This window comes from Streptococcus sanguinis, from assembly GCF_020729765.1.
Taxonomy (GTDB): domain Bacteria; phylum Bacillota; class Bacilli; order Lactobacillales; family Streptococcaceae; genus Streptococcus; species Streptococcus sanguinis_Q.
The window spans coordinates 34,527-60,680 of record NZ_JAJEPD010000017.1; the positions used below are offsets into that span (position 1 = coordinate 34,527).

At 43.8% G+C, this 26,154-nt stretch carries 23 protein-coding genes and 2 pseudogenes; 5 read left to right on the plus strand and 20 right to left on the minus strand.

Features of this window, described 5'->3' with window-relative positions; translation table 11 throughout:
• Positions 1-411 precede the first annotated feature (411 nt).
• The 4 genes from K4H96_RS01075 to K4H96_RS01090 are packed head-to-tail and all read left to right on the plus strand — an operon-like array spanning position 412 to position 3,972.
• Positions 412-1,458, plus strand: a complete 1,047-nt coding sequence (locus K4H96_RS01075; RefSeq protein WP_223337099.1) for a FecCD family ABC transporter permease — start codon at positions 412-414, stop codon at positions 1,456-1,458.
• Position 1,459: 1 nt separating this feature from the next.
• Positions 1,460-2,215 (plus strand): ABC transporter ATP-binding protein, encoded by a 756-nt coding sequence (locus tag K4H96_RS01080; RefSeq protein WP_223337100.1) that lies wholly within the window; start codon positions 1,460-1,462, stop codon positions 2,213-2,215.
• Positions 2,216-2,270: 55 nt separating this feature from the next.
• On the plus strand, positions 2,271-3,299 hold the full coding sequence (locus K4H96_RS01085) for an ABC transporter substrate-binding protein (RefSeq protein ID WP_223337101.1): 1,029 nt from the start codon (positions 2,271-2,273) through the stop codon (positions 3,297-3,299).
• Positions 3,280-3,972 (plus strand): alpha/beta hydrolase, encoded by a 693-nt coding sequence (locus K4H96_RS01090; protein ID WP_223337102.1) that lies wholly within the window; start codon positions 3,280-3,282, stop codon positions 3,970-3,972. The genes K4H96_RS01085 and K4H96_RS01090 overlap by 20 nt, the downstream gene beginning before the upstream one ends.
• Positions 3,973-4,080: 108 nt before the next feature.
• On the opposite strand, the gene K4H96_RS01095 is transcribed toward K4H96_RS01090, so the two are convergent.
• The 6 genes from K4H96_RS01095 to K4H96_RS01120 all read right to left on the minus strand — a co-directional run bounded on the left by K4H96_RS01095 (position 4,081) and on the right by K4H96_RS01120 (position 10,583).
• Positions 4,081-4,584, minus strand: coding sequence for a methylated-DNA--[protein]-cysteine S-methyltransferase (locus K4H96_RS01095; RefSeq protein WP_223337103.1), 504 nt, complete (start codon positions 4,582-4,584; stop codon positions 4,081-4,083).
• Between the two features lie 35 nt (positions 4,585-4,619).
• Positions 4,620-5,477 carry a VOC family protein gene (locus K4H96_RS01100; protein WP_223337104.1) on the minus strand — a complete coding sequence of 286 codons (858 nt, stop codon included), beginning with the start codon at positions 5,475-5,477 and terminating at the stop codon, positions 4,620-4,622.
• A 230-nt stretch (positions 5,478-5,707) separates the two neighbouring features.
• Complete coding sequence (locus K4H96_RS01105) at positions 5,708-6,157, minus strand: Rrf2 family transcriptional regulator (RefSeq protein ID WP_148887955.1); 450 nt, start codon at positions 6,155-6,157, stop codon at positions 5,708-5,710.
• Positions 6,158-6,214: 57 nt separating this feature from the next.
• Positions 6,215-7,063 (minus strand): metallophosphoesterase family protein, encoded by an 849-nt coding sequence (locus tag K4H96_RS01110; protein WP_223337105.1) that lies wholly within the window; start codon positions 7,061-7,063, stop codon positions 6,215-6,217.
• Positions 7,064-7,156: 93 nt separating this feature from the next.
• Entirely contained in the window at positions 7,157-9,880 is a 2,724-nt protein-coding gene (locus K4H96_RS01115; RefSeq protein ID WP_223337106.1) for an ABC transporter permease, read from the minus strand.
• A gap of 1 nt (position 9,881) precedes the next feature.
• Positions 9,882-10,583 (minus strand): ABC transporter ATP-binding protein, encoded by a 702-nt coding sequence (locus K4H96_RS01120; protein WP_125340958.1) that lies wholly within the window; start codon positions 10,581-10,583, stop codon positions 9,882-9,884.
• A gap of 142 nt (positions 10,584-10,725) precedes the next feature.
• Between K4H96_RS01120 and K4H96_RS01125 the strand changes: the two genes are divergently transcribed.
• On the plus strand, positions 10,726-11,286 hold the full coding sequence (locus K4H96_RS01125) for a TetR/AcrR family transcriptional regulator (protein WP_045502009.1): 561 nt from the start codon (positions 10,726-10,728) through the stop codon (positions 11,284-11,286).
• 89 nt (positions 11,287-11,375) lie between these two features.
• Here K4H96_RS01125 and K4H96_RS01130 read toward each other — a convergent pair whose 3' ends face one another.
• From K4H96_RS01130 to K4H96_RS01195, 14 genes and pseudogenes are all read right to left on the minus strand, one after another.
• A complete protein-coding gene (locus tag K4H96_RS01130; RefSeq protein ID WP_223337107.1) occupies positions 11,376-13,427 on the minus strand; it encodes a C69 family dipeptidase in 2,052 nt (683 codons plus the stop codon).
• 318 nt (positions 13,428-13,745) lie between these two features.
• Complete coding sequence (locus tag K4H96_RS01135; RefSeq protein ID WP_223337108.1) at positions 13,746-15,815, minus strand: M13-type metalloendopeptidase; 2,070 nt, start codon at positions 15,813-15,815, stop codon at positions 13,746-13,748.
• 425 nt (positions 15,816-16,240) lie between these two features.
• Complete coding sequence (gene tehB / locus K4H96_RS01140; protein WP_223337109.1) at positions 16,241-17,104, minus strand: SAM-dependent methyltransferase TehB; 864 nt, start codon at positions 17,102-17,104, stop codon at positions 16,241-16,243.
• A gap of 194 nt (positions 17,105-17,298) precedes the next feature.
• A complete protein-coding gene (locus K4H96_RS01145) occupies positions 17,299-18,345 on the minus strand; it encodes a hypothetical protein (RefSeq protein ID WP_223337110.1) in 1,047 nt (348 codons plus the stop codon).
• Positions 18,346-18,369: 24 nt separating this feature from the next.
• Positions 18,370-19,331: pseudogene (locus K4H96_RS01150) on the minus strand (hypothetical protein).
• Positions 19,332-19,507: 176 nt separating this feature from the next.
• Complete coding sequence (gene smpB, locus K4H96_RS01155) at positions 19,508-19,975, minus strand: SsrA-binding protein SmpB (protein ID WP_002894882.1); 468 nt, start codon at positions 19,973-19,975, stop codon at positions 19,508-19,510.
• Positions 19,938-22,277, minus strand: a complete 2,340-nt coding sequence (rnr, locus tag K4H96_RS01160) for a ribonuclease R (RefSeq protein WP_223337111.1) — start codon at positions 22,275-22,277, stop codon at positions 19,938-19,940. The genes smpB and rnr overlap by 38 nt, the downstream gene beginning before the upstream one ends.
• Before the next feature lie 84 nt (positions 22,278-22,361).
• Entirely contained in the window at positions 22,362-22,595 is a 234-nt protein-coding gene (gene secG / locus K4H96_RS01165; protein ID WP_002894878.1) for a preprotein translocase subunit SecG, read from the minus strand.
• 42 nt (positions 22,596-22,637) lie between these two features.
• A complete protein-coding gene (rpmG, locus tag K4H96_RS01170; protein ID WP_072074309.1) occupies positions 22,638-22,787 on the minus strand; it encodes a 50S ribosomal protein L33 in 150 nt (49 codons plus the stop codon).
• The gene (locus K4H96_RS01175) at positions 22,787-23,989 is read right to left on the minus strand and encodes a multidrug efflux MFS transporter (protein WP_317627994.1); all 1,203 of its coding nucleotides are present in this window, start codon (positions 23,987-23,989) and stop codon (positions 22,787-22,789) included. The genes rpmG and K4H96_RS01175 overlap by 1 nt, the downstream gene beginning before the upstream one ends.
• A 3-nt stretch (positions 23,990-23,992) precedes the next feature.
• The gene (gene coaE / locus K4H96_RS01180; protein WP_223337112.1) at positions 23,993-24,589 is read right to left on the minus strand and encodes a dephospho-CoA kinase; all 597 of its coding nucleotides are present in this window, start codon (positions 24,587-24,589) and stop codon (positions 23,993-23,995) included.
• A 5-nt stretch (positions 24,590-24,594) separates the two neighbouring features.
• Positions 24,595-25,419 carry a DNA-formamidopyrimidine glycosylase gene (gene mutM, locus K4H96_RS01185; RefSeq protein ID WP_223337113.1) on the minus strand — a complete coding sequence of 275 codons (825 nt, stop codon included), beginning with the start codon at positions 25,417-25,419 and terminating at the stop codon, positions 24,595-24,597.
• 27 nt (positions 25,420-25,446) lie between these two features.
• On the minus strand, positions 25,447-25,917 hold the full coding sequence (locus tag K4H96_RS01190) for an NUDIX hydrolase (protein WP_223337114.1): 471 nt from the start codon (positions 25,915-25,917) through the stop codon (positions 25,447-25,449).
• 1 nt (position 25,918) lies between these two features.
• A pseudogene (locus K4H96_RS01195) lies at positions 25,919-26,134 on the minus strand (alpha/beta hydrolase); the annotation flags it as partial.
• Between the last annotated feature and the right edge of the window lie 20 nt (positions 26,135-26,154).

The window sequence follows — 26,154 nt, forward strand, 5'->3', positions numbered from 1 at the left end:
ATTATATTTTGAATGATTATTGGACTTAGCAAAGACCTTCTGGTTCTTTGAGCTATTATTGTTGGACATTGTTATAGCTGTCTTAGTCCTTAAGCATTTATAATTTCAAAAAACGATAGAAAAGTTTCTGTCGTTTTTTCTTGTTTCCTAGTAATTATAATAAATCATTTAGGTTCACCCACTTTTCTCCAATGAAGTCGTCTGTCAGAGACTTTCCGAAAAACTCAATTGATCTTCACTAACCAGTTCTTACACCAACAAGATGTTTTCATCACTGAAAAGATAAAGCGTAATTAAACCTTGTCATAACACAGGTTTTTATCCCATCTTGCCCTTCTGATTTAAAAATGTTATAATTTTTTATGAAAAAATTGTCTAAAAATTCTAATCTTTGCTGTTAAGGAGGTCTGGATGCTCTTTAAAAAGTCAGAAAATCACGGATTTTCTCGCTATATCTGCCTGCTCTTGCTTCTCATCATTTTTCTGGCTTGTTCTCTCTTTTTAGCTGTCTCCTTGGGATCGGTCACTATTGATATACAAGACACTTACCAGATTATTTTCAGCAAGCTCGGTTTTCCCCTTGGCACAGGCAAACTATCTCCGTCCACAATCGCGATTGTTTGGAACATGCGGGTTCCAAGAGTGCTTTTGGGAATCCTAGCTGGTGCTGGCCTGTCTGTCTGTGGCAGCGTCATGCAATCTACTGTCAATAATCCCATCGCAGAACCTTATATCCTAGGAATTTCAGCAGGTTCAACCTTTGGAGCCACACTGAGCATTATCTTAGGGCTCAAATCCATTACTGGCGCTGGCGCCTTTATAGGAGCCATTCTGGCATCAGCTGTGGTCCTTTTTATCGCATCCATGCAGAGAAAGATGACGACAAGCAGTCTGATATTATCAGGAACAGTTGTAAATGCTCTCTTTATTGCCTTTTCCAACTTTATCATTTCCGTCGGTGCCAATGCTGACAGCCTTATGACCATCAAGTTCTGGACTATGGGCTCACTGGCTGGAACTTCTTGGTCAGACCTTGCCTTGCCGGCTCTTGTTGTTGGTCTCTCCTTTTTGTTTTTCTGTTCCCAGTATCGTATTTTCAATACTATGATGATGGGGGATGAAGCAGCTTTGACACTGGGAGTCCCTCTACGTTTTTACTGGTTCCTCTATATAACAGTTGTCGCAGTCATGACTGCGGTGCTAGTTGCCTGCTGCGGTATTATCGGCTTCGTCGGACTAATCACTCCGCACATTGCTCGAAGATTAGTCGGTACCAACTACAAAAGGCTCTTTCCTATCGCTACCCTGTTCGGCTCTCTCTTTCTTGTCTGGGCAGATGTTTTAGCTCGAATTTTGGTTAAAAATGCCGAACTGCCGATTGGAATCTTCACTGCTTTGGTCGGTGCACCCTTCTTTATCTACATTGTAGCCAAAAGCCGAAAGGAGGTCAGCAGCTGATATGGATCTAACTTGCCAAAATATCCACTATTCTATTGGCCAAAAAGAGATTTTAAAAGGGATTTCACTCAAGGTCGAGGGAAATCAGTTTCACACCATTTTAGGGCCCAACGGAAGCGGCAAAACTAGTCTGCTCAAAACAATCTACCGTCAGATCAAACCTGACAGCGGGAACATTTATCTAGACGGAAGGCCGCTTGAACAGGTCAGCATAAAAAAAGCTGCCCAGAAAATAGCCGTTGTAACTCAGTTTAACCATCTCCAGTTTGACTGCACCGTCCAAGAAATCGTCATGCTGGGCAGGACGCCGCATTTGTCCATTTTTCAAAAAGAGAGCGAAAAAGACTATGCCCTCGTCCGTCATGCCTTGAAGCAGGTGGACATGCTAGATAAGGGGGACCGAACCTATCTATCCCTGTCTGGCGGTGAGAAGCAAAGAGTCCTGCTGGCACGCGCTTTGGCTCAACAGCCAAGCCTACTGCTCCTAGACGAGCCGACCAATCATCTGGACATCAAATACCAGCTGGATATGCTTCGTATCGTCAAAGACCTGAACATCAATGTTTTGGCTGTTTTACACGATATCCAACTGGCTTGTCGGTATTCAGACTATTTGTACCTCATGAAGGGAGGTGAGATTGCATACCAAGGCGCTCCAAAGGAGGCCATCACTCATGATTCACTGCAAGCCGTTTACGGCATTCAGAGCAAAGTGATCTGGACCAAGGATCGACAGGCCATGATTCAGTATCTATAAGAGCCTGCTCTCAGCTTTATCTATACAAGCTCCAAACCCAAGAAAGGAAGGCAATATGAAAAAAACACTCAGTATCTTACTCGTCGCAACTGCTGCACTGACAATGGCAGCCTGCAATTCTTCATCTAAGGAGAGTACGAAAGAAAGCTCAACTTCACAATCTTCCTCCAAAACAGAAAGCGCGAAAAAGAGCACAGCAGAGACAAAATACCCAGTGACAATCAAAACTTACGATGCCGAAGGCAAGGAGATTGATCAGGTCTTTGAAAAGGCACCGGAAAAGGTCATTACCAACAACCTTTCGACGACCGAAATCCTGATTGAACTAGGATTGAAAGACAAGATCGCCGGTATGCTCAATCCAGACAACGATGTCACAGATAAATACAAGGCTGATATTGCCACCATTCCGCAAGTCGGCGACAAGAAAACCGTATCACAGGAAACTGTGCTATCCTATGAGCCAGACGCTCTTCTTGGCCGAAACATGATGTTTTCCGAGAAGTCTCTGGGGACAGTCAGTGCCTGGAATGAAAATAAAATCCCTGTCTATACACAGAAGGCTTCTCTGTCCAATACCAAGCAAGACCTAGGCAATATCGTTGAAGATGTCAAGAATATAGGAACCATCTTTAACGTTCAAGACAAGGCCAACCAGTATGCTGACCAGCTGCAGGCAAGAATTGACACTGTCAAGAAAGCCAATAAGGCTAGCCAAGGCGAAAAGAAAAAAGCGCTCATCATGTGTGCCTACAACGACGAGACTTTCGGTGCCTATAAATCTGCCCTGCAGGAGAGCCTGCTTAACCAGCTCGGCTATACCAATGTAGCGACTGGAACCTCTGACTTGACCTTGGAAAATCTGGTCTCTATGGATCCAGAAGTCATCATCTACGTAACCAGCGACCGCAACAAGGCCATGGATGAACAAGCAGTTGATCTAATGAAAGCCAATCCAGTTCTGGAAGATGTACCAGCGGTCAAAAATCAGAAGATCATGACCATCTCCTATGATGAGTTCATGGATTATGGTCCTGCTGTAATCGACTCACTCGAGAAAATCAATGACTTTGTCAATAAATAAGACCTTTGTCTGGGAAGGTATCACTGTCAATATTGCCCTGCCCCAAGATTATGACAAATCACGACCTTATCCTGCTGTCTTGCTAAACGATGGACAGATAAACTACCTAAGCAAGCTTTCTCCATCGGTAATCTTAATCGGACTGATATCAAACAACAGGCTGGACGATTATACACCCTGGAAAGCCAATGCTCTAAAGCCTGGCAATCCCGATTTTGGTGGCAGAGCGGATAGCTACCATCAGAAACTATTCAAAGGTATATTAACAGAAATCAGACAGCACTACCTACTGGATGACAAGAGAATTGCCTATGGTGGCTACTCTCTCGGTGGACTAGCGGCTGTTTACAGTCTCTATAGTGGCTGCAAGATTCCTTGTATTTTTTCTATCTGTGGTTCCTTTTGGTACCCAGGTTTTACCGACTATTGCCGGACACAGGACTTGAAAAACAAGGACTGTCTGGTTTATTTGCAGAATGGAAAGACAGAAGGCGCGAATCACTCAAACCGACTTTCCAAAGCTCCTTTATATGCTGAAGAAATTCATCGCTTGATTCAGAAAGAAATCCTTACTACTTACTCCATATTTGACCCTTACGGGCATCATGAAGCCCTCAAAGAGCGCTATGCCGACTTTGCCGACTGGCTGGCCACACAATGGCATATCAACTAATGAAAAACCCCTTTGTCACTCACAGCGACTGACAAAGGGGTTTTTAGTTTATTAATGCAAGCAAAAGACTCTCACCAGTAAAATGGTAAAAGTCTTGAGTGGAAAGATTTATTCAGTCTTCTCCCCCGCCTCTAGTTTCAACAGGAAAGCTTTTTTATCAAGACCGCCGGCATAGCCTGTCAATTTGCCGTCGCTTCCGACAATCCGGTGACAGGGAATCAGAAGGGAAATCGGATTATGACCGATAGCGCCACCGACTGCTCTAGCCGAGCCAATCTTTCCATACTCAGCCTGCAACTCCCGCAAAATGTCTGAATAGGTAGCCGTTTGCCCATAGGGAACCTTCTGTAGTACGGTCAGAACCTTGCTTCTGAACTCAGTTACTTGAGGTGCCAATGGAATTTCATCTGTCGCAGGATTTTCTCCCTTAAAATAAGCATCCAACCAAGCAGAGACGCGTCGGCTGACTTCTGTCTCTTCCTGTTGCGCTTGCTCCAAATCATAGCCTGCCCCAAAATATTTCTGATTCTCCAGCCAAAGCCCCAACAAGGCATTTGCGTCTGTCAAGATGAAAATCTGGCCAATCGGTGATGCATAATAAGTCTTGTACATATTTTTTCTTTCTTTTAACTTCTTGATATGCCTTATTATACCACTCTAGTCTTAACTTTAGCCACAATCCCATCTGGGTCTGTGACTTCTAGCTCTTGGGAGCTAATCCATCGGACTGGCGCTTGCAAGTCCTGAGCATTTTCATAAATAGCTACTAGGTCTTCTTTCCCTTCTACTTGCGCTTCAAAATAGGCTAGTCCCAGTTGCTTAGGTTGGCGATGATTCAAGTGAGAACCTCCCCATTCATTAACGGCTAAATGATGATGGTAGTTACCTGATGCCAGCCAGCTAGCAGAAGGTACAGAAAATTTATCCTCTAAGCCTAGAAGCTTTTGGTAAAAATGACTGGCTGCTCTGCTATTTTTCACAGACAGGTGGACATGGCCCATACGAGTGCCTTCAGCAATACTAAACGGCTGGACTTCCTGACCGAGTTCATAGATTTCTTGAGCCGCGAGCGCTTCCGTCACTCCGATAATGCGGCCATCTTCCCGAATATCCCAATCAGCCTGAGGCTTGTCCCGATAAAGTTCAATGCCGTTGCCTTCTGGGTCCTCCAGATAAATGGCTTCACTATAACCGTGATCCGCTCCTCCAACCATAGGAACTTTATTTTCTGATAAATGCTTAAGGATATCCGCCAAAGCTTGACGACTTGGAAGTAAGAGTGCCAGATGATAAAGACCGTAAACCGACTTAACGGGCTGCCGGTCACTGGTCGCTAAAAGTCTCACCAGAACTTGTCCGTCCCTGCCCAAAGCCACCTGTCCGTCCTGCTCTTCCAAAAGGTCCAAGCCTAAAATACGCTGATAAAAATCCTTTTGTTTTGCTAGGTCTGCTACATAAAGTGCCACCTCTCCTAGATAAATCTTGCTTTGATATTTAAAAGTCATGTTTTTCTCCTCTCTTAAATTTTAAATTTCAGCAGTGCTCCTGCCAAATCTTTTTTTATTTTCCCAAAACGGAGATAGGTTCCTTGATATGGATTTCCATACCTCCATTTGCTTCGAAGTCTCATTTTTATATTGTAATTATTTATATTACATCTATTAGTATAGCACATCCTAATGTAATGTCAATAATTACATCTCGGAATATTATTCACCAAAAAACAACCTGCTTCCTAGGAAACAGATTGTTCTTTAATTTCTTTTTCGGTTGCTACGACGACCTCGTCGAGGCTGGTCTGAGCCAACTCAGCCTCCATGGCTGCCTGAATAGCTGCCAAGCGGTCATCTAAGACATTGTGAATGTTCTTGCCGATAGGACAGTCTGGATTGGGCTTGTCATGAAAGCTAAAGAGCTGGCCGCTCTTGCCCAGACATTCAACCGCACTATAGACATCCAACAGGCTAATGTCTTTCAAATCTTTGGCAATCTCTGCTCCTCCAGTCCCACGAGCAACGGTAATCATTCCTGCATTCTTGAGCTGAGACAGGGTCTTGCGAATAATAACTGGATTGACGCCAACGCTGCCGGCAAGGATATCACTTGTCAGTTTTTGTTTTTTTCCCTCCAAAGCCAGAACAATCAGCATATGGGTGGCAATGGTAAAACGGCTAGAAATCTGCATTTTTTTCTCCTCCCTCATCATTTTCTCCCACTATTATATCTCAAAAATGGTGTAACTTCAAGAGTTACGACTGGACTTTAAGAAAGCTGCAATCTCATCCGCATAGCCTTCCCGCTCACTGATTTCCCGCAGCAGGTCGTGATTGTGAGTATGGTGGATACCATTGACCAAGCTCTCCTGATAAATCTCATAGTAAGGTAAGTGGAGCTCCCGAGCCAATCGTAGCTCCTGCTCCACATCATAGGCCACGCGCCGAAGGTCGACATCTGCTAGACCCGTCTCATCTATCTCTAAAATGGCATACTGGGCTCGCAAGTCCTGACGCAAAGCTGAATCTAGAAAGAATGGCTGACCAATAGAGCCGGGATTGATAATCAGCTGCCCCTGAGTCCCGTAACGGAGAAACTGCTGGTGAATATGCCCATAAACAGCGATAGCGCAGTCATTCCCCTCAAAAAGTCGATCGAAATCGCTCTGCTCACCAATATGAATCAGCTCCCGCCCCCAATTCTTATCTGGCAGATGGTGGCTGACCGCAATCTTCAATCCCTCTACTTCTGTCAAGATTTGCAGAGGAAGTTCCTGCATGCGGTCAATCTCTTCTGGACGGATTTCCTCTAGAACAAAATGGCAGAGCCGGGTCAGGTAGAGGTGGCTGGGACGATCCAAATCCAGCTTTTGATGCAGGGCATGCCAGAGGCTGTCTTCCCAATTTCCCCTGACCTGGAGGCTGATGGGTAGCTGCTCCATCCTATTCAAGATATTTCTGCGACCTGTTCCTGGCAGGAGCAAGTCTCCCAAAAACCAGTAGTCCCTCACTTGCTGGCTTTCCGCATCCGCCAGCACTGCTTCTAAGGCTGTGCTATTTCCATGCACATCGGATAATAAGGCAATTTTTCGTGTCATCGTGTGTCTTTCTCTTTCTTTACAAGGAATATTATATCAAAGTTCAAAAAAACTTCCACTCATCAAGTGAGTGAAAGTTTTGAAGTATTTTTATCAATCAACAGACTTGAGTGCTTCCAGCATATCCACCCGTCTGAGGCGGTAATTGACAAAGAAGCCAAGCAAGGTCAGAATAAGAGTCACCGCTGTTAGAGGAAACAGATAGACTGAGAGACTTACTTGAGGGGTTAAGCTGATAATGCTAGGCGCAACCTTCTCAATCAAAAAACGATGCAGGAAGAAACCGCCTAGAAGCCCAACTGCCATCCCAATCACTGAAAGAATAATGGTCTCTCGATAGATATAGAGGGTCACTTCCTTATTATGGAAGCCCAAAACCTTGATAGTGGACAGCTCGCGAATCCGCTCGGCCACATTGATATTGGTCAGGTTGTAGAGAATGACGACAGCTAAAAGAATGGAAATCAGGACCAAAACCAGCATTGTATTATTAAGAGAATCAGCTAGAACATTGAATTGCTTCACCATGCTTGCATTTTGGGATACACTCTTGACAGCCTTGAGGCTCATAAATTCATTGGCCTTATCCACAATTTTTTTACTGGAAGAGTCCTTGAGTCGCACTAAATAAGCGTTTTTCTCAGGCTTTTTGCCGTAAATCTTCTGATAATCAGTTGCTTTCATAAAGGCAAAATGGCCAAAATGATTCTCATTGACTGCTGCAAGCTTGACAGACTTGCCACCCAGCTCTATACTGCTACCAGGTCTAACTCCAGCTATGCGGGCCAATTTATCCGAAACAACTACACCGTCTTTGAGACTCAGCTTTTGCTGGTTGTCAGGACTTTCCATAGAAATAAAAGTTTCAAAATTTTCCTTGTCCGTAACCATTAAAGTGACTGATTCTGTCTCTTTTTTTCCTTTGTATTTCTCTGTTAGGGTTTCACTATAGATTTCCTGATAGTCAGCAATCGAGTCATCTGCCAACATCTTTTTCAGCTTGTCTTGTTCCGCTTGATTCTCCCCAGGATTGACAGCGACAATCAAGTCGTATCGCAGAATCTCTTCAAACTGACGTTTGGGAATACCACCAATAGAAGATTGGAGTCCTAGCCCGGCAAAGAGCAGTGCAACAGAACCCGCCACACCAAAGATAGTCATGAACATCCGCTGCTTATAGCGAAAGATATTGCGAGCTGTGACCTTCTGAGTAAAGCTAAGACGTCGCCAGATAAGGGGAAGTCTTTCCAAGAAAATCTTGGAGCCCTTGACTGGTGGCTTGGGCAAAAGCAAGTGAGCTGCTTCTTCCGTCAGCTCCCGTCTTGCCACCAAATAGGCAGGGAGAACGCTGGAAAGAAGGGAAAGCCCAAGGGCCAGTAAACTATAGGAAATATAAAAATATGCATGCGGGGCAGAAAGTACCATTCCTCTAGTAATAATAGAAGAAATCACTCCCGACAAGAAATAATGTCCCAGCAGAATCCCTACGAGGGTACCTAGACTCCCCGCCACCAAACCGTAAAGGGCAAACTTGCGAATGATATCTCGGCTATGATAGCCTAGAGCCTTGAAGACGCCTGCATTTGTTCGCTCCTCATCGACAAAGCGCGTCATGGTAGTGAAGGTCACCATAGCTGCCACCAGATAGAGCACCACCGGGAAGATATTACCAATCGACGCAATACTATTCATGGAGTTTTTATACATATGATAGCCATTCCCACCTGGCAGAGACTTGCGGTCATAGCTATGATAGGTCGGCTCTTTCAAACGATTCAGGTCTGTCTTAGCGTCAGCTATCTTGTCCTTGCTAGCTGATAAGTCTTTCTCTGCCTGTGCCAGCTCAGATTTTTTCTGATTGAGTTGAGACTCAGCTTCCTGAATCTGCTGCTGGCTCTGGCTGAGCTGTGCAGGAGGGAGGATAGAAGCGGCTTGGGCTGCTTCTAGCTGAGTTTTTTGCTGGTCCAGCTGATTCTGAGCCTGCTCTAATTGTTTTTTACCTTGGGTCAGCTCGCTCTCAGCCTGAGCAATCTTATCTTGGCCCTTCTGAATGGTGCTTTTGGCATCTGCCTCTAATCGCTTAAAGCGAGCCACTCCGTTATCTTCCAGGCTCTTGTCCAAAGCAGTCTGGTGCTGCTCCAAACGCTCCTGATAGCTTTCAGAGAAGGGAGCCAGCTTTTTTAAATCATGATAGCGCAGGCGGACAATACTGTAAACATCTGTATCAAAGGCCTTGGGGCTTACTACAGCATAGGCTGATAAAGCCCCGCTGCCACTAGTCGCATTGCCCAGATTTCTATCAGACCAGAGTTCTGCCGAGTTGACAAAACCCACAATCTTATAGGTCTTGTTTTTCAGAACTGACCGACTGCCTGCTTTTTCAGTCAGATCAATCTCCTGACCAATTTTATATTTTTTAGACCAAAAGCTAGCCAGGGCAATTTCTTGCTCTTTCTTAGGAAGACGACCGGAGGTCACTTGAAAGTTTGAAATATCCTTGGTATCTGAGAATACTCGGAGAGCCTCCTCGTCTACGGTGACATCTGTCAGATAGCCAAACTCGACATCAGCTCCCTTGATAGCTTCCAGCTCTTTCTGATCCGCTTTATCCAAACCATAGTCCGCCATAACAGCCAAGTCCATAGTTCGCTGCTCTTTCAAATAATCTGTTGCTGTTCTGCGCATATTGGGAGGAGCGACCTTGAGCCCCACGAGAGCTAGAGAACCCAGCATCATGAGGATTAAAATAGATAGGAAACGTCCTTTAGAGCTAGTGAAGGAGCGCAGAATATCTTTCCAATAAATCTTTCTCTTCATATCAATACTCCAATGTACTTATATCCTGAGGCTCTTCATTGACTGTAACACTCTTGACTCTCGCGTCATGCATGCGAATAACCCGGTCAGCAATGGGAGCCAAGGCAGCATTGTGGGTCACGATAATCACCGTCGCCCCTTGATTGCGGGACATATCCTGTAAAATTTGCAGCACTTGCTTGCCGGTATTGTAGTCCAGAGCTCCTGTCGGTTCGTCACAGAGCAAAATTTTGGGATTTTTTGCCACCGCCCGAGCGATAGACACCCTCTGCTGCTCCCCGCCTGATAACTGCGCAGGAAAATTATTGAGGCGATTTTCCATACCAACCGCAGTTAGAACGGCCACTGGATCTTGAGCATCCTTGACAATCTCTGAAGCCAATTCGACATTTTCCTTAGCCGTCAGGTTGGGCACCAAATTGTAAAACTGAAAGACAAAGCCCACATCATTGCGACGATAGTCCGTCAGCTGGTGGGAATTGTAGTCAGCAATATTCTGGCCGTCTATCAGGATATCTCCCTCATCATTGGTATCCATACCGCCGAGGATATTGAGCACCGTAGACTTACCAGCACCAGAAGCACCTAGGATAATGACCAGTTCCCCCTTTTCAATTTCAAAAGAAATATCATGATTGGCAACAATTTCTGTATCACCTACCTGATAACGTTTAAAGCTATGTTTCATTTCAATGTAAGCCATATCGTTTCTCTCCTTTTCAAAGCTCTTTTCATTAAATCAACAAGGTGTTGATTCTAAATCACAGATATTATATAATGAGCTTAGACAAAAAGCAATAATCAAAAATCAACAAAGTGTTGATTTAAGCAAAAAGGAAGAAAAAATGGTCCAGAAACGAAAAACTAGTACCAAGGAAGACATCAAAGAAGCCTTGATTCAGCTACTATCAGAGGAAAGATTTGATACTATCTCCATCAGCAAACTCTGCAAACGGGCTGGGATTAACCGCGGCACCTTCTACCTCCACTACCAAGATAAATATCAGATGGTTGATAGTCTCAAAAAAGAAATTATTTCCCAACTTTCTAGTTATAGCATGTTTGAAGCGGAGAACGAATATCCCAAAAAGTTAATGATAGCAAAATTTCATATACTGCGCGCTAATGAACGTCTTATCAATGCCCTGACCAAGAGCCATTATATTGACTTTCGGGAGGCTATTCGGGAGTACATAACCACTATCATTCTGAGTGATAAGCAAAAGGCTGCTACCCAGCGTTTTTTAGAAGAGAACTTTCATATCCCTCAGAAATACGCCTTGGAAATCTTCCTATCCAGTGTTGAGGGGATTATTTCTCTTTGGATAGCCGGCGGAGCTCAAGAAGAACCTGAAGAACTCACTGACATAATTTTGACTACTTATAACTATGATTATTTGAGATAAGGGCTCTAGCTTGAAGGATAACCTAGACAAAAGTCGTTTTTCCACTAAGAAAGGCCGAACTGAATGCTCGGCCTTCTTTTTATATTCCATTAGTTTTTCTTTGTTTTCTTCAAAAGGAAGAAGACTCCTGCTAGGATAATCAAGCCTGCAAGGCCCATGATGGTGACTTGCTCACCTGTTGATGGCAGGTCTTTTTTCTTGGCCTTGACGGACTGCTCATTTCGATACTGCACTTGGTAAACAGAGAAATGATTGGTCGTGAAGCTGATAGTCTGATTTTGATTAACCGTTACATCAAATTTCTCAACCTGCTTGCCATTTTCATCCAGAGCATAGACGGCATCTACTGGCAGATCCTTGCGAACTGGAATCGTCACAAGGGTTGGACTGACCTGATGTACCGGCTGACCATTCGGATCGGTCAAGCGAATGTCATAGGTATCTGTCGGCTGAATCTTGCTTTCCAGTTTTTTCACAGACAGCTGAAGACCGGCCTTGACCAAGTCAGCATTTTTCAAGCGAATGCCAGTTGCAACATCCACCAAGCTGTCATCTTCTACATTGACTTCCGTCCGTGTATCAGAACTGCTATAAGTTACTGAAGAGGAAGAACTTGACGAACTTTGAGATGACGAAGAGCTGCTAGAATCTTTGCTGGAGCTAGAAGGAGTGGTTTTTGATGCTTCCTTGATTTTAGCTTCCATTTCAGCTTCTAGCTCTTTCATTTCCTTAAAGACTTGCGCTGCTCGAGCCTGTGTTTCTTCCGTAACTTTTGCTGAAGAGTCTGGCAGAGTTGCATTGGCTGCATCCAGAGCATCTTGCTCCTCAATAAAGCGGGCTTCCAAGGCCTTCCACTTGTCTTGGACAGAAGTGCCAAAGAGGTCCTGATGCTTGGCCGCCATATCATAGATATGAGATGCTACCCAGTACCAAGAGTCTGGACTGTAGCTAGTTGTGTTGACCTTATAAGCATCGTAAGTATCTGTGATATTACCATTATAAGGCAGGTAAGGTGAGAAGCGCGGACTGCCTACTGCTAGCCACATAGTGCCACCGCCCATATTGGCTGGAACGCCGTCTTTGAGCTGGAAGATATGAGCTTCCATGACATTTGGATTGCCTAGCGGATATTTGTAAACAGGATCTGTCGTACCGCGTTGTGGCAGCCCCTTACCATCTAGCTCCATTTGGTCCAGCGGTTTGAACTGAGTGCCCTCAAAGCGATTGCGCTGCATAGCCATGACATCTGCTACACTGATCTTTCTGTCTGTGGAGTGCATGAGATCAAAGTAAGAGTCGTTATAAGACACGGCCGCATTTGGATCTAGACTGGTGATACCCGCCCAGGCACGTGAACGATCTGCCTCTGCCATCGGTGGATTGTAGGACTGAGAAATATGGAATTTCCCGTCAATTTCTTTATAAGAGTTAGCCTGCTTAGCTACATCCTGAACACCTTTTGAGGCAATGACATTTTCTGTATCGTCAAAATCAACACTGCCTAAGAAGAAAGTATTAGGAAAGACAGCATACTTGTCATCTGGGAATTTAATAGCAACATATTGGTGGCCGGATAGGATTTCCATATACCAGACACCAGTCTTGTCAGCAATGGTGATAATATTCCCCTCTGCTGCTCCCTGCTCTCTGACAATCTGAGCCATCAGCTCCACACCCTGACGGGCAGTCTGAACATGGGGCAGAACGACGGTTGTCAGGATAGACTCAGCCAAGCCATTTTCTACATAAGGGTCCACCTTTTGAATGGCATCATTGGCCTTGGCAGAAACTGTCGCAGAAATCGAAACACCGTACTCATTGAAGCCAACCTCGTCAAAAATACCTTGGGATGGGGTCACATCTGATACCGAAGTATACTTGTAGCTTTCTGCCGGCAGGGTCCATTCAAAGCCGTTGGTTTCATCGACCAGCTTGGCACCACTCGCATTGGTCTTTCTCGGATGAACCAGAAAGACCTTATTGTGATTGGGCTCCAAGTCCTCTGTCCGACCGTAAAGCGTCGTGCCATCTGCTGTCAGGTCTTTCCCGACGATAAATCCTGTGCAGGCTTCAACCACTTGGAAAGGAAAGAGAAAAATGGTCGAGAGAGCTAACAAGGAACGAAACAATATTTTTTTCATAAAAATATCTCCTTTGTTTTTTTGTAAAAAATTACAAAATTAAATACTATATTCAGTATAGCCTTTTACTCCAGGATTTGCAAGCGATTTCATTTTTTGGCGTGTAAGATTTACTAGATAAATAATTCATTTCAAAATAGAAAAAAGCCAGATAAAATCTGACTTTAAAGACACGTGGCTGCGGAGGCACAACCCGTAGCCGCGCAAGTATCGCAGGAAAGAATGGATAGAAGAAAAAGAACGAACTTCTCTCCTATTACCAAACTGGTTGTGCTTCATAGCTTAGATTATTTTACCATCTTCTCTAGACAAGCAATCTTACCATACGCTGACCCGCTTATCTGGAGCCAGATACATGGCATCACCTTCTTTGATTTCTGGATAGGTTTCATAGAAGGCCTCTACATTTTTGAGTTGCTGGTTGACCCGCAGTTCGGACGGAGCATGGACATCTACCTTCAGAAGAAGTTGGTTAAATTGCAGACTGGCCTTGCTTCTCCAGATATTGGCATAGTTTTCAAAGTAATTCTTCAAGTCTGCATCTGGATATTTCTTTTTCACAACTTCGAGAGTGGCTGAAAGTCCACCGGCATCGGCTACATTTTCTGTTACTGTAAGCTTGCCGTTGACCTTACCGCCGTAGATTTCAATACCATCCCACTGCTTGGTAACAGCTTCAATTTTCTTGTCAAAAGCTTTCTTATCTGCTTCTGTCCACCAATTGTTCAAATTACCCTCTTCATCAAAGTTTGCACCGTTTGAGTCGAAGGCGTGAGTAATCTCGTGACCGATAACCATACCGATACCGCCGTAGTTCTTTTCCATCTCTTGCTTAACATCAAAGAATGGATTCTGCAGGATTGCGGCTGGGAAGTTGATACTGTTATTTTCCTGTGAGTAGTAAGCGTTGATATCATAGGAAGGCATCACCCACTCGTCCTTGTCTACTGGCTCAGAGAAGTGCTCAACATCATATTGATGTTTTGCTTGACTCAAAGAAATTGCATTCTCAAAGAAGGATTTTTTATCATCTACTTTCAAAGCCTTAGTCGCTTCGCGAACTTTTTCAGGATAGCCGATATAGAGTTTCATGGTATCCAGCTTCTTGACTGCTTTCTGCTTGGTTTCTTCTGACAGCCATTCGTTTTTCAACATACGTTCCCGATAGACTTCCTTGATATCCTTGACCATTTGGGTCACTTCTTGCTTGGCTTCCTCACCGAAATATTTGCGTCCATAGTAAAGACTGAAGACATCTGAAAAAGTTCCTGTTGTCAGATTGTATGCTGCATCTTCTTTTGAAGTTGCTTCCTTAGTACCTTGCAAAGATTTTTGGTACTCTGCAAAAATCAGCCGATAGTCATCGGTTAGAAAACTAGATGCTGATGCGGCTTGCTTCACAAGCATCCAAGATTTGAGCTTGCCAAAGTTCTTGTCGTTGACTACCTTGGCAAAATTTTCATAATACTTAGGATTAGGAACATTGACATCACCAGCTTCCTGACCTAGATAGTCATTGATAATAGCGTGAAACTTAAAGGTATCAGAGTAGGCATTGATGTCTTCTGCCGTCTTAGGATGGTGAAGATTTTTAATTTCCGAAGTTTCTTCATTACTTTGGGCATACTTGGCCAGTTCTCCATCAAATTCTAAGGCTTCTTTGACGATCTTTTCGCTCTCTTTTTCACTGTAGCCCAGCTTTTTCAAGGCTTCTTTGAATGCTTTTTCCAGCGGATCCATCATCCTTTTCTTAGCACCTTCATCTTCATAATAGCTCTTATCCGGCAGCATAAGACTTGGACTGGACAGATTCACTTGTTTCTGATTGGTATTTTCTAGGTTAGAACTAATTTCAAAGGTAAACGGCAGAGCCAAACCGCGTTTTTCCCAGTCAACAGCCTTGCCAGCTAGGTCCTTCAGGTCGGACAAGTCTTCAATTTCCTTGAGATAGGACTTGAGAGGATCTAAGCCATCCTTTTCCCGCTGCTTGAAGTCCGTCGCTTGCTGGTAGTATTTGATAAACTCAGGCATGCCTTCAATCGTTGACTCTTCTTTACCAGAGACTAGATTTTTGACATCCGCCTTCATCTTATCCTTGACCTGCTCGTTCAGTTCATAAAACACACCGTTAGACGGCTGGTCGCTAGGGATTTCTGCCTTTTCCAGCCATTTTTTATTGATGGCCTGATAGTAATTGGTCCTCACTGTGGCATTCTTATCGATTGGTGTCTCCTGAGGGACAAAGGTCTTATAAGCCCAGTAGCCACCAGCAGCCAAGATTAGGCCGGTCACAGTCAACGTAGAAGTTAGAATGATTTTGGTTCTTTTCTTCATGAGTTCCTCCTTGTATATTAAGTAAAATATAATTGACTTTTTTATTTTACTCATTTACTTTAACATATTCTTTTTTCCTCGTCAACAGAAAACTGAGGGTCTGGAAAAATTTGCCGCAAGAGGAGAAAATAAGGTCATTCAGTCTTCTTTTAAAAGTGATCTGGTCTAGACTCACACTTAAAGAAAAACTAAAGTTTCCATCAGCTGTCCTGTTGCTTCCAGCTCTTTTCTCTCCTCCTTGCACTTTCTAGTATAGCGTCCAAACTTCAGATATTTCTCAAGAAATTCTAAAATATTTCTAAAGTTTTTTACTAAAATAAAAAAAGACTGAGACAAAAATATCTCAGTCTAGCTTTATTATATTCAAAAAATATTGAATCTGAGACAATTTAAATTGTCTCCCAGACCTTTTAAACCAGAGCCTCAAAATAAGTGAGCCAAGCTAAATTTTCAAAAATCAACTTCTGTCCTACTGTCTTCTACTGAACCTTTTTAGCCAGCATAGTCGCAAATCGCAGCTGAATTTGATTGCCGTTTTCATCACGTCGGTGGAGGTGACCAGGATTTTCATTGTACTTAACCAGCTCCCAGTCTTTATAATACTCGGCAAGCTCACCTTCCTTAAAAGTAAAAGGAAAAGGAACAGAGCATGGGAAGTCTTCTGTATCCATAGCACAGACGATGAGATTGTAGCCACCAAGCGCTGTGTGCTCTTGCATATTTCGGATAATATCCGGAATCCGCTCCGCCTGCAGGAACATAAGGACAACGGTGGAAACGATCAAATCATAAGTCTGAGTCAGACTAGCTGAGTTGATGTCGTAGCTACCCACTGGAAGATTCAAATCCTCCTGCTCCACAATGCTACGTAAGATCTCCAGTGCTAGCTCATTCTGATCTACAGCTGTCACTTCAAAGCCCTGCTTGGCTAGAAAGAGAGCATTGCGACCTTGACCACAGCCTAGATCTAATGCCCGTCCTGGTCGGACTGTTTGCATAGCTTCCAAAACCTCTGAATGCACTGGATTACTGCCGTATTTCTTAGGAAAATAATCCTCAGGCCGACAGTAAAACTCCAAATACCACTCCAAATCATCTGTTAAGGCTTCAACCCGATGCCAAGCTTGAGGTTGAGCAAAAGGATTGTCCTGACCAGCCTCAAAGATGTGCTCAGCCAGCTCCTCACCCTCCTCTGACATCTCGACAAACTTAAGATGTCCCTTGAGAACAGTGATTTTACCCCAAGTTCCCTCTTTGGTATTGTGCTTTCTCTTTACCGCTTCTGGCATGGTCTCAGCAGTCCACAGCGGCATACGTTTATAGGCTAGCAATTCTTCTGTCATAAAAAATCCTTTCTCTAAAAGCCAAGCTCCGAATAATCTAACTGTCTTTATCATACTCGAAAAGCACAGACTTGACAAGTGGCAAATTGAACGGCCTTCCCTGCAAAAAGAAAGAACTGGTCAATCAGCCAGTTCTTTCTCACATAGGAAGTCTACTTTCTTTTACTTTTCAGCATCTATCTCTTTACGACTCATCAGTATACCCTTTCTTGTAAAATTGATTTATTCTGTTTTTGTTTCATTAATTCCTTATCCTTACTCTCATCATAAAACTGGTTGAATTCCTCTTTAGAGTTAAAAGGATGTTCCAATCCATCTTTACTGATACTTGCTGGAATCACACCTTCATATAAGTCTGTATTCGAAGGAACTAACAGACTATAAAACTCTAGATAGTCTTTAACGCTCTTATCAAGTATATAAAGTTGAGAGTTCGTTTTTTCCAATAATGCCGCTGCCTTTGGGTCTGTTTGCGCCATTAAGATATTTCGAATCCAACTTGTATCCACAGCTTCGCCTAAAGGATATATAATAGGAAATCTAAAATTCCCCAACTTTTCATCAAATTGTTGCCTATTTAGTTTAAAATTAAAGGTGGGACTTTGGTATTGTGCTTTCTTGTTATCTTCCCATTCAATTTTTCGAGTATCAAGATTGTACCAAAGAGTTTGAAACTTCTCATGTTCCCCAGACTCAGAGGCAAGAATAGACAAATAATTATTCCCATCAATGACAGTTAATGTTTCCAGTATTCCTCTAGGTAAATATTTAGAATTATAGTCTGAAACTAATTTATACAAATCTTCTTTATAGCCCTCTAGCTGTTGATTCTTAATGTGGTAAATGGATAAGGTATAATAGTTATCTTCATTTTTTTTATCAAGATAATTCGGTCTTGATGGAAGTTTTATGTTCTCTCGAACAATATAGTTGGCATTACGCGCACCACGTGTCACTTTCACTGGACCTTCTAAGGCTTTCAGTGAAGTAATATACTTCCGAACTAAAGCATCTTCCTCTGGATTTTCTGATTTCCAATGAACAGCTACTCCTGTACCATTTTCAAGAAAAGAATAGTCATCAATTGTAAAAGTTCCTGTATAATAATTTAAGGATTCATAAGTTTCTTTTTCTTCCTCAGCTTTTCGAACCTGTTCTTGTTTTAAATGACACTGCCAAGCAAATATAGCAAGTCCCAAGACTGCTACAGCAAGAAGACTTAACAATAATTTTCTTATCATTTTTTACCTTTCTTCTTATCGTTTCTATTTTTCTTTTTGTGGATGGGTTTCAACCCAATTCTTGAAATCATTAAAAGATCGAATCTGTGTTTTCTCTCCAGTTGTTCATCTGTGGCATAAAGTTCCATTACATCCTGACCTTCGGGCGCAAACCAATGAATTAAATCATTAAACCACTCCTCCTCATTGTATTGGTCTGGACGGAAATAGATTTTATTCATGTCTCTCATTTTTTTCGCAATTTCAGGATAAAGTTTTGCAAAATTAGTACCTGAAAGTTCTAAATTACCTTTATCATAAGAAGCTACTAAGTAACCTGGTCCATATCCTAAGTGATAATTTGATGTTGAAGAACTAATCTGACTCTCTATACCTCCTTTTTTCCAATTGGTAGCCATAGGCGAAGAAGCCTCCACAGGAAAAATTGTGATATCCTCTTTACTTAAAAATTCATTGAACTCATTTTCTGACATCTTCTTTTCGATTTTTCCCGTATCCAACGACAGAATTACGTATATAGTTTTTTCTATCTTACCGCCTTCGTTCGAATACATGCTAAAAGATAAATACTCTTTTCCATCCTTTGAGAACTGCTCCTGAATCTGCTTGAGCCTATATGTATTCTCTCGTCCTAACAAACTATAGATATCGACTTCTTTGCTAGTTATTTTGGTGGAATCGTGTAAATCATAAATCTTGATTTTGAAATATTCCTCTTTATTTACTTTAGATGAACTTACACTGTCATATTCATCCAAACTGTTGTATTTAAAATCCGTTATATAATTTTGACTATAGCGAAAAGAATCATTTTCTTTACTGTCAACCAAAACATATTTATCTTTATTAAATAGCTGTATTCCTTCAACACAATATTCACTCTTAGCATATTCTTTCTTCTTCCCACCTAGAAAAAAAGTAAAGAAAACTACTAAAGTCAGAAGAAGTCCTCCAAGAAATATGAAAAATTTTTTATTGAGTTTCATTTGCTTACCACCACTCTTTAATTCATTTAACCATTTATTTTGATGGTCCTCGGAGTCAATCCACTTTTTTCATCAATTATTCACTAAAAGTACTCATCCTCAAACCTCATCCTTTCCATTATAGCATAAATTAAAAGTCAAAGTTAAATACTAAAAAAGACCGGTCGCCCAGTCTTTCATCTTGTATTAAAGTTCTTCATCTGTCTTGCTATGTCGCGGTTTTGCTCGCGGCGTTTGATGGACTCGCGCTTGTCATAGTCGTGCTTCCCTTTGGCTAAGCCCAGAAGCAGCTTGGCATAGCCGTCCTTGAGATAGACCTTGAGCGGCACCAGCGTCATACCAGTTCCCTTGGTCTCCTGCTCCAGCTTTTGGATCTGCTTCTTATGCAGCAGCAGCTTTCTGCGGCGCTCAGGCTCTTGGTTCCAGATATTACCCTCTTCATAAGGCGCGATATGGACATTGCTGAGCCAGGCCTCACCGTTCTTAATCTGAGCAAAGCCATCTTTTAGATTGATACGAGCGGCACGGACACTCTTGATTTCCGTCCCGGTCAGCACCATGCCAGCCTCGATGGTGTCTACGATGGTGTAGTCGTGTCTGGCCTTTTTATTTTGCGCGACGACCTTTCCTTCTCCCTTTGCCATGCTTGGCTCCTTTCTTGACTAGTTCCTTGTAAAATGCCTTCTGGCTCTTGCCTTTCTTGGATTTCTTATCTCTGTTGCCTTTTTCTTTGGAAGAATGGCTGCGCTTGTCATCCTTACGGCGTCTCTTTCTGCCTGACTTGCCTCTGCCACTCTTACCAGTCTTTTCTACCAGGTCAAATTCACTAGGCAGGTATTCAAAGTCAATCTCGCCCGTAGCCTTATCCGCTCGAACCAGCTTGATGCGAATCTGCTGACCGACCTTGAAGACCACGCCAGACTTTTCTCCTTGCAGGTTCATCGTCCGCTCATTGTAGCTGTAAAACTCTGGCAGGTTGGTGACATGAATCAAGCCTTCAACCGTATTGGGCAGTTCGACGAAGAGTCCAAACTTAACCACGCTTGAGACCACACCGTCAAACTCTTCCCCAACAAATTCTTCCATGTACTCAGCCTTCTTCATGGCTTCGACTTCACGCTCGGCCTCGATAGCCCGACGCTCCCGGCTGGAAGACTGACTGGCAATCTCTGGAATCACTTGCTCAAAATGCTCAGCTATTTCCTTAGACTTGCCATAATCCCGTACCATCCGGTGAACCAGAAGGTCTGGATAGCGGCGAATCGGACTGGTGAAATGCGTATAAAACTCCGCTGCCAGACCATAGTGGCCGTGATTGTGCTCAGAATAGCGAGCCTGCTGCATGGAGCGCAGAAGCATCATGGACAGGACTTCCTCATAAGGCTGGTCTTTGACCGCCTCCATAATATCCTGCAGAGCCTGCTGACTCATAGAGCTAGCCGTCCCGTATATCCGAATCCCAAAGCTAGAGGCGTAGTCGATAAACTTCTGCACCTTCTCCGCCTTAGGCTCCTCGTGGATCCGATAGATGAAGGGCAGATTTAGCTTAGCAAAATGCTCAGCCACCGTCTCATTCGCCACCAGCATAAAGGACTCAATCATGCGCTCAGCAATTCCCCGCTGACGCAGGACAATATCCACCGGCCGACCTTCTTTGTTGACCATGATTTTGGCTTCATTGGTGTCAAAGTTAAGTGCACCGCGTTTAAAGCGCATGCTTTCCAGAATCTCATGCAGCTGGACCATGCTGTCAATACTGGGCACAATGGCCTTGAACTGCTCAGCTTTTTCCTGATTTCCAGCAATGATGTCGTTGACATCGCTGTAGGTCATGCGGAAGGTCGTCTTGATGACAGTTTGGGTGATGGTATGCTTGACCACGCACCCCTTGGCATCTATCTCCATGATAGCCGACTGGGTCAGCCGGTCCACATTGGGATTGAGAGAGCAGATTCCGTTTGACAAGCGCTCTGGCAGCATAGGTACCACGCGATCGGTCACATAAACAGAGGTCGCTCGATTGAGGGCTTCCTTGTCCAGCTCAGAGCCTTCTTTGACATAGTAGGACACATCTGCGATATGGACGCCTAGCTCAAAGTTGCCATTTTTCAGGCGCTTGATATGGACAGCATCGTCCAAGTCTTTGGCATCCGCTCCATCGATGGTGAAGGTTATCTCTTCACGCAGGTCCAAACGCCCTGCCAAATCACTCTCTGTCGGTGCCTCTGGAACTCGCTCGGCCTCTTCCAAGACCTTTTCTGGAAACTCAGAGACAATATCCATCGACTCCAGCACTTCCAGTACATCAATGCCTGGATCGTTGACATGACCGACCACATCGACCAGACTAGCCACAAAGAAATCGTGTTTCTTGGTCGGATATTTGTCAATAGCGACCTTGAGCACCTCTGTACCATCCAGAACCATAGCTGGTTTTTTGACATAAATAGGCTGGCTTATTTTCTGATTTTTCGAGCGGATATAACCCGCATACTTGGGCTTTTCCTCATCCAGAACCAGCTGACCAACCGCTGACGTCAGGCTGTGCTCCAAAATATCGATAATCTTAGCCTCAGCTGATGTTCCCTTGATACGGTCTGCCACCTTGGTAATGACTACTTCCACCGTATCACCATCAATGGCATGATTGACATCATTACGGCCGACAAAGAGGTCATCCTCTTGCTCATTCAAGGTAACAAAGCCAAATCCATTCTTGTGGGCATGAAAAACACCCTTGAGCGTCAGACGCTCCTGCTTTTTCTTCTCATAAAGCTCAATCCGCCCCTTGTCATCAAAGCGAATCTGATGCTTTCTTTCCATCTGGGAGATGGTCTTAACCAAGCTACTAAAGGCCTTGGAAGATTCTTTCCCCAAAGCAGCCGCCAGCTCATCTACGCTGGCCTGCTGCCTGTCTTTTAAATATTCAATGATTTCTGATTTCATATTCCTCTTCTCTTGATGAGTTCTTCATCCTTGCTAAATCCTTTAAAACTTAAAAAATAGGCCAAGACGAAGTCAGAGCCCATTTTATTTACTAGATAATACTGCTAATACCAATGCAATCAGTAGCCAGAAGAAAATCATGATTCCTGTCATACGCTGCATCACAGCTTCAAAACCGCGTGCCTTAGGACGTTCAAACAAGTCGTTGGCACTGGCATCAAATACGTTGCTGGACTGATTTTTAGTTGGTTGCATGAAAATTGCAATGACAATAATAGCTGATAAAATGACTAAAATGGTTAATAATAGGTTGTACATAAATAAAAACTCCTTAAAATCCTATCTATTTTATCATAAAATTTACTTGGATTCAAGATGTAAAGTAACTTTTCTTTCCTTGGGACAATACTTTAAGACCTCAATTTTTTCCGGATGCGTTTTAGTATTTTTGCTGGTCAGATAGTTCTGACTGCCGCAGCTGGAACATTTTAAATTTATTTTAACGCGCACTAGATATCCTTCTTTTTAAATAAATTTCGAAAACTAAAGAGATTGGCCAGCATACTAACGGCAACCAGCCCTGCTGTTGCATAAAAGACTGAATGATAGCCATAGGCTGCCGCAATGACCGATCCAGACATAGGGCCGACCACTCCACCCAGATAAAAGAAAATCTGATTATAACTGAAAATTCTAGAGATTCCAAACTTGGGTGTTATCTTACTTAGCAGAGCATTGACACCTGGTATCAGCGCCCCTGTTCCTAGGCCAAATAAAAAGCGATAAAAGCCCAGCTGCATAGGGGAACCAGCATTGGCACAGAGCAGATAAATCAGGATTGAATAGAACTGAGCCAGCACCAGAAGCCGGTGATTGCCGATACGGTCTCCTAACCGCCCCAGAATACTGGAGCTCATCATACTGGAAAGTCCCATGCTAGAAACGATGAGACCCGAAACAAAAATCAGATTGTCCTTTTGACCCAGTTCTCTGACATAGAGGGCAAGAATAGGGCTAATAGATTGAGCTGCAAACTGGATAACAAAGCTGGTCAGAAAGAGATTCATCAGCATCTTAGGATACCTGAGTTGACGCAGCAATTCCCTAAAGCCTACCTCTTCTTGTCGGGTCACTGGCACAAAATCCTCCCAAATCAAATAGAAAGTCATCAGGGCTGCCACTAGAAAGAAGCCGCCAATCAGGAGAAAGACATTGCGAATGCCGAACATCTCCGCAATCAGACCACCAATAAATGGCCCCGTAAGATTACCCGCAACAACACCGGTCGAGAGAGTTCCCAGAGCATAACCCGTTTTTTCCTTGGGAGCCTGACTGGCAATCAGAGCTGTGCTGTTGGGAACATAACCAGCAAAAACACCGTTTAGAAAGCGTAGGAGTAAAAGCCAGAAAATATTGGGCACAAAGGCAATACCGCCCATCGTGAAAACCATGGCAGTAGCTGCACGTATCATCATAGGCTTGCGGCCATATCGGTCGGCCAGACTTCCCCAAACAGGAGAGAGCAGCGCCGCTGAGATTGCAGAGAGAGAAATCCCTAGCCCAGCGTAATACTCCACCTCATGACCGCTGGCACCCAGCTGCTCCACGAAAAGTGGCATAAAAGGCGTCACCAGAGAAATGCTGGCACCTGTCAGGAAGTTCCCAAACCAAGCGACTTTCAGGTTATGTTTCCAATTTACTTGTGTCGTGATAAATCATCTTCTTTCTAATTTCTGCAAAGCATCGCGAATCTGCTGTCGAGTAGCCTCTAGCGAGCCATTATTATCAATCAGCACATCCGCCCTCTTTCGTTTTTCTTGTAAAGATAGCTGAGCTGCTATTCGCTTTTCTGCCTCTACCTGACTGAGAGCATTTCGAGTCATAAGACGACTGAGCTGAGTTTCCTCTGTCACGTCCACCAGCCAGATTTGGTCAAACCAATCTTCATATTGTAACTCAAACAACAAGGGAAGATCCATAAAAAAGATGTCTTCCGTCTCTGCCAGCAAATCTCGCCGGCCAGCCAGTTCCTCGCGGATAATCTGATTTTGTATTTGACTGGATTGCTCCAAAAGTTCGGGATTCCCAAAAATCATAGCTCCCAGCTTAGGCCGATCCAAGCGCCCATCTTCCTGTAAGATAGATGAGCCAAAAGTAGATAAAAGAGCTTGATAAAGCCGTTCCCCCGGCTCCTGTAGCTTATGAACCACCTGATCCGCATCGATAACCTGATATCCCTGCTGCCTTAAAACCTCTGTCACAGTTGACTTACCCGAGGCAATGCCGCCAGTGATACCGATAATTCTTGCCATGACAGCTACCTCGCTTTCTGGCAATGAGGACAGAGATGTGTACCGCGTCCGCCCAGCTTAATTTTCTCAATCGGGCTGCCGCATCTAGCGCAGGGTTGGCCAGTCTTTCCATAGACCTGCAGAAAATCCTGCATAGTGCCATCCTCACCCAAAGCATTGCGGTAGGTCCGAATGGTCGATCCTCTCTTTTCAATCCCAAGCTGCAAAACTTCTATAATCTGCTCACGCAACCGCTTCACTTCAGTAGGTTTTAGACTAGCTGCTGGCCTTGCCGGATGAATCCGCGCCCGCCAAAGAGCCTCATCTACATAGATATTACCTAGCCCAACGACTAAGGTCTGCTCTAGCAAATAGGGTTTGATGGGCTTCTTGGAACGATTCAAAGCTGCTACAAAATGCGATAAAAGAAAGTCCGCCTCTGTCGGCTCAGGACCAAGCTTTCTGGCAGCAAAATAAGCCTCCAGCTGATCCTTTCTCAAGAGCTCCATGGTTCCAAACTTGCGGACATCCTCATAAACAAGCGTCCCTCCATCTGTCATCTCGAAAAAGACATGGGCATGCTTGCGCTCAGGCACCGCATCAGCATAAAAAAGATACTTACCTTCCATTCGCAGATGGGAAACCAGCACTCCGCCTGTCAGATAAAAGAGCAAATACTTGCCCCGACGGCCAATCCTTTCAATGGTCTGACCTGGCAAGTCATGGACAAAGCTATCCACTCCCGTTCCAATCATCTTGGCATAGCGGACCTGCACCTGCCCAATCGTCTTGCCAACAACCAGACGCTCCAAACCGCGCCGAACCGTTTCCACTTCAGGTAATTCAGGCATAAAGCTCCTTTCTTATTTTTCCTAATATCAAAGCCCCATAGCAAAGCTGTCCGAAAAATACTCATCCAGCATCAGGCGGTGTTTATCCGATACATTTTCCAGCTCTGCTATTTCTTCTTTAGAAAAAAAGCCTAAACGCAGTGTTTCCTCGTTATGAAAATTGGAAATATCAACATTCTCCAGTGCCTGCAGTTCATACAGAAAGACAACCGTCTGCACTTTATCACCATTAGGATAGGCTTCATCAAAATTAGTGTAAACATTCAGCAAGCGCTTGGCTTCAACAGCAATGCCTGTCTCTTCGTAAAACTCACGCAGGGCTGCTTGCAAAGAAGTCTCCCCGAGCTCCATAGCTCCACCAGGAATCGCCCATGTTTTCTTATCACCTCGCAACTGCAGAAGCACACGACCGTCCTCGTCTGCTACAATTCCACCAGCAAAATTCAGAATAACCTTATCATGCCCCACCTTAGAGCGAATATAGGAAATATAGTCCATATCAAAATCCTTTCAATTTCTCTGGAAAGGCAGCGTTTTGAAAGAAGTAGCCTAGTAGCTGAATATGCGTATCCACATCACTAAAAAGCCAAGCATGCCCTTTGCCAGGATAATAGACCCATTCAGACCTAGCATTTTTCTGCGCCAACATGCGGTGCCAGCCATGAATAGTTTCGGATTTTTTCCCACCTGAGACAAAGAAAGCAGGATTGGAAAGATTTATATCAACTATAAATC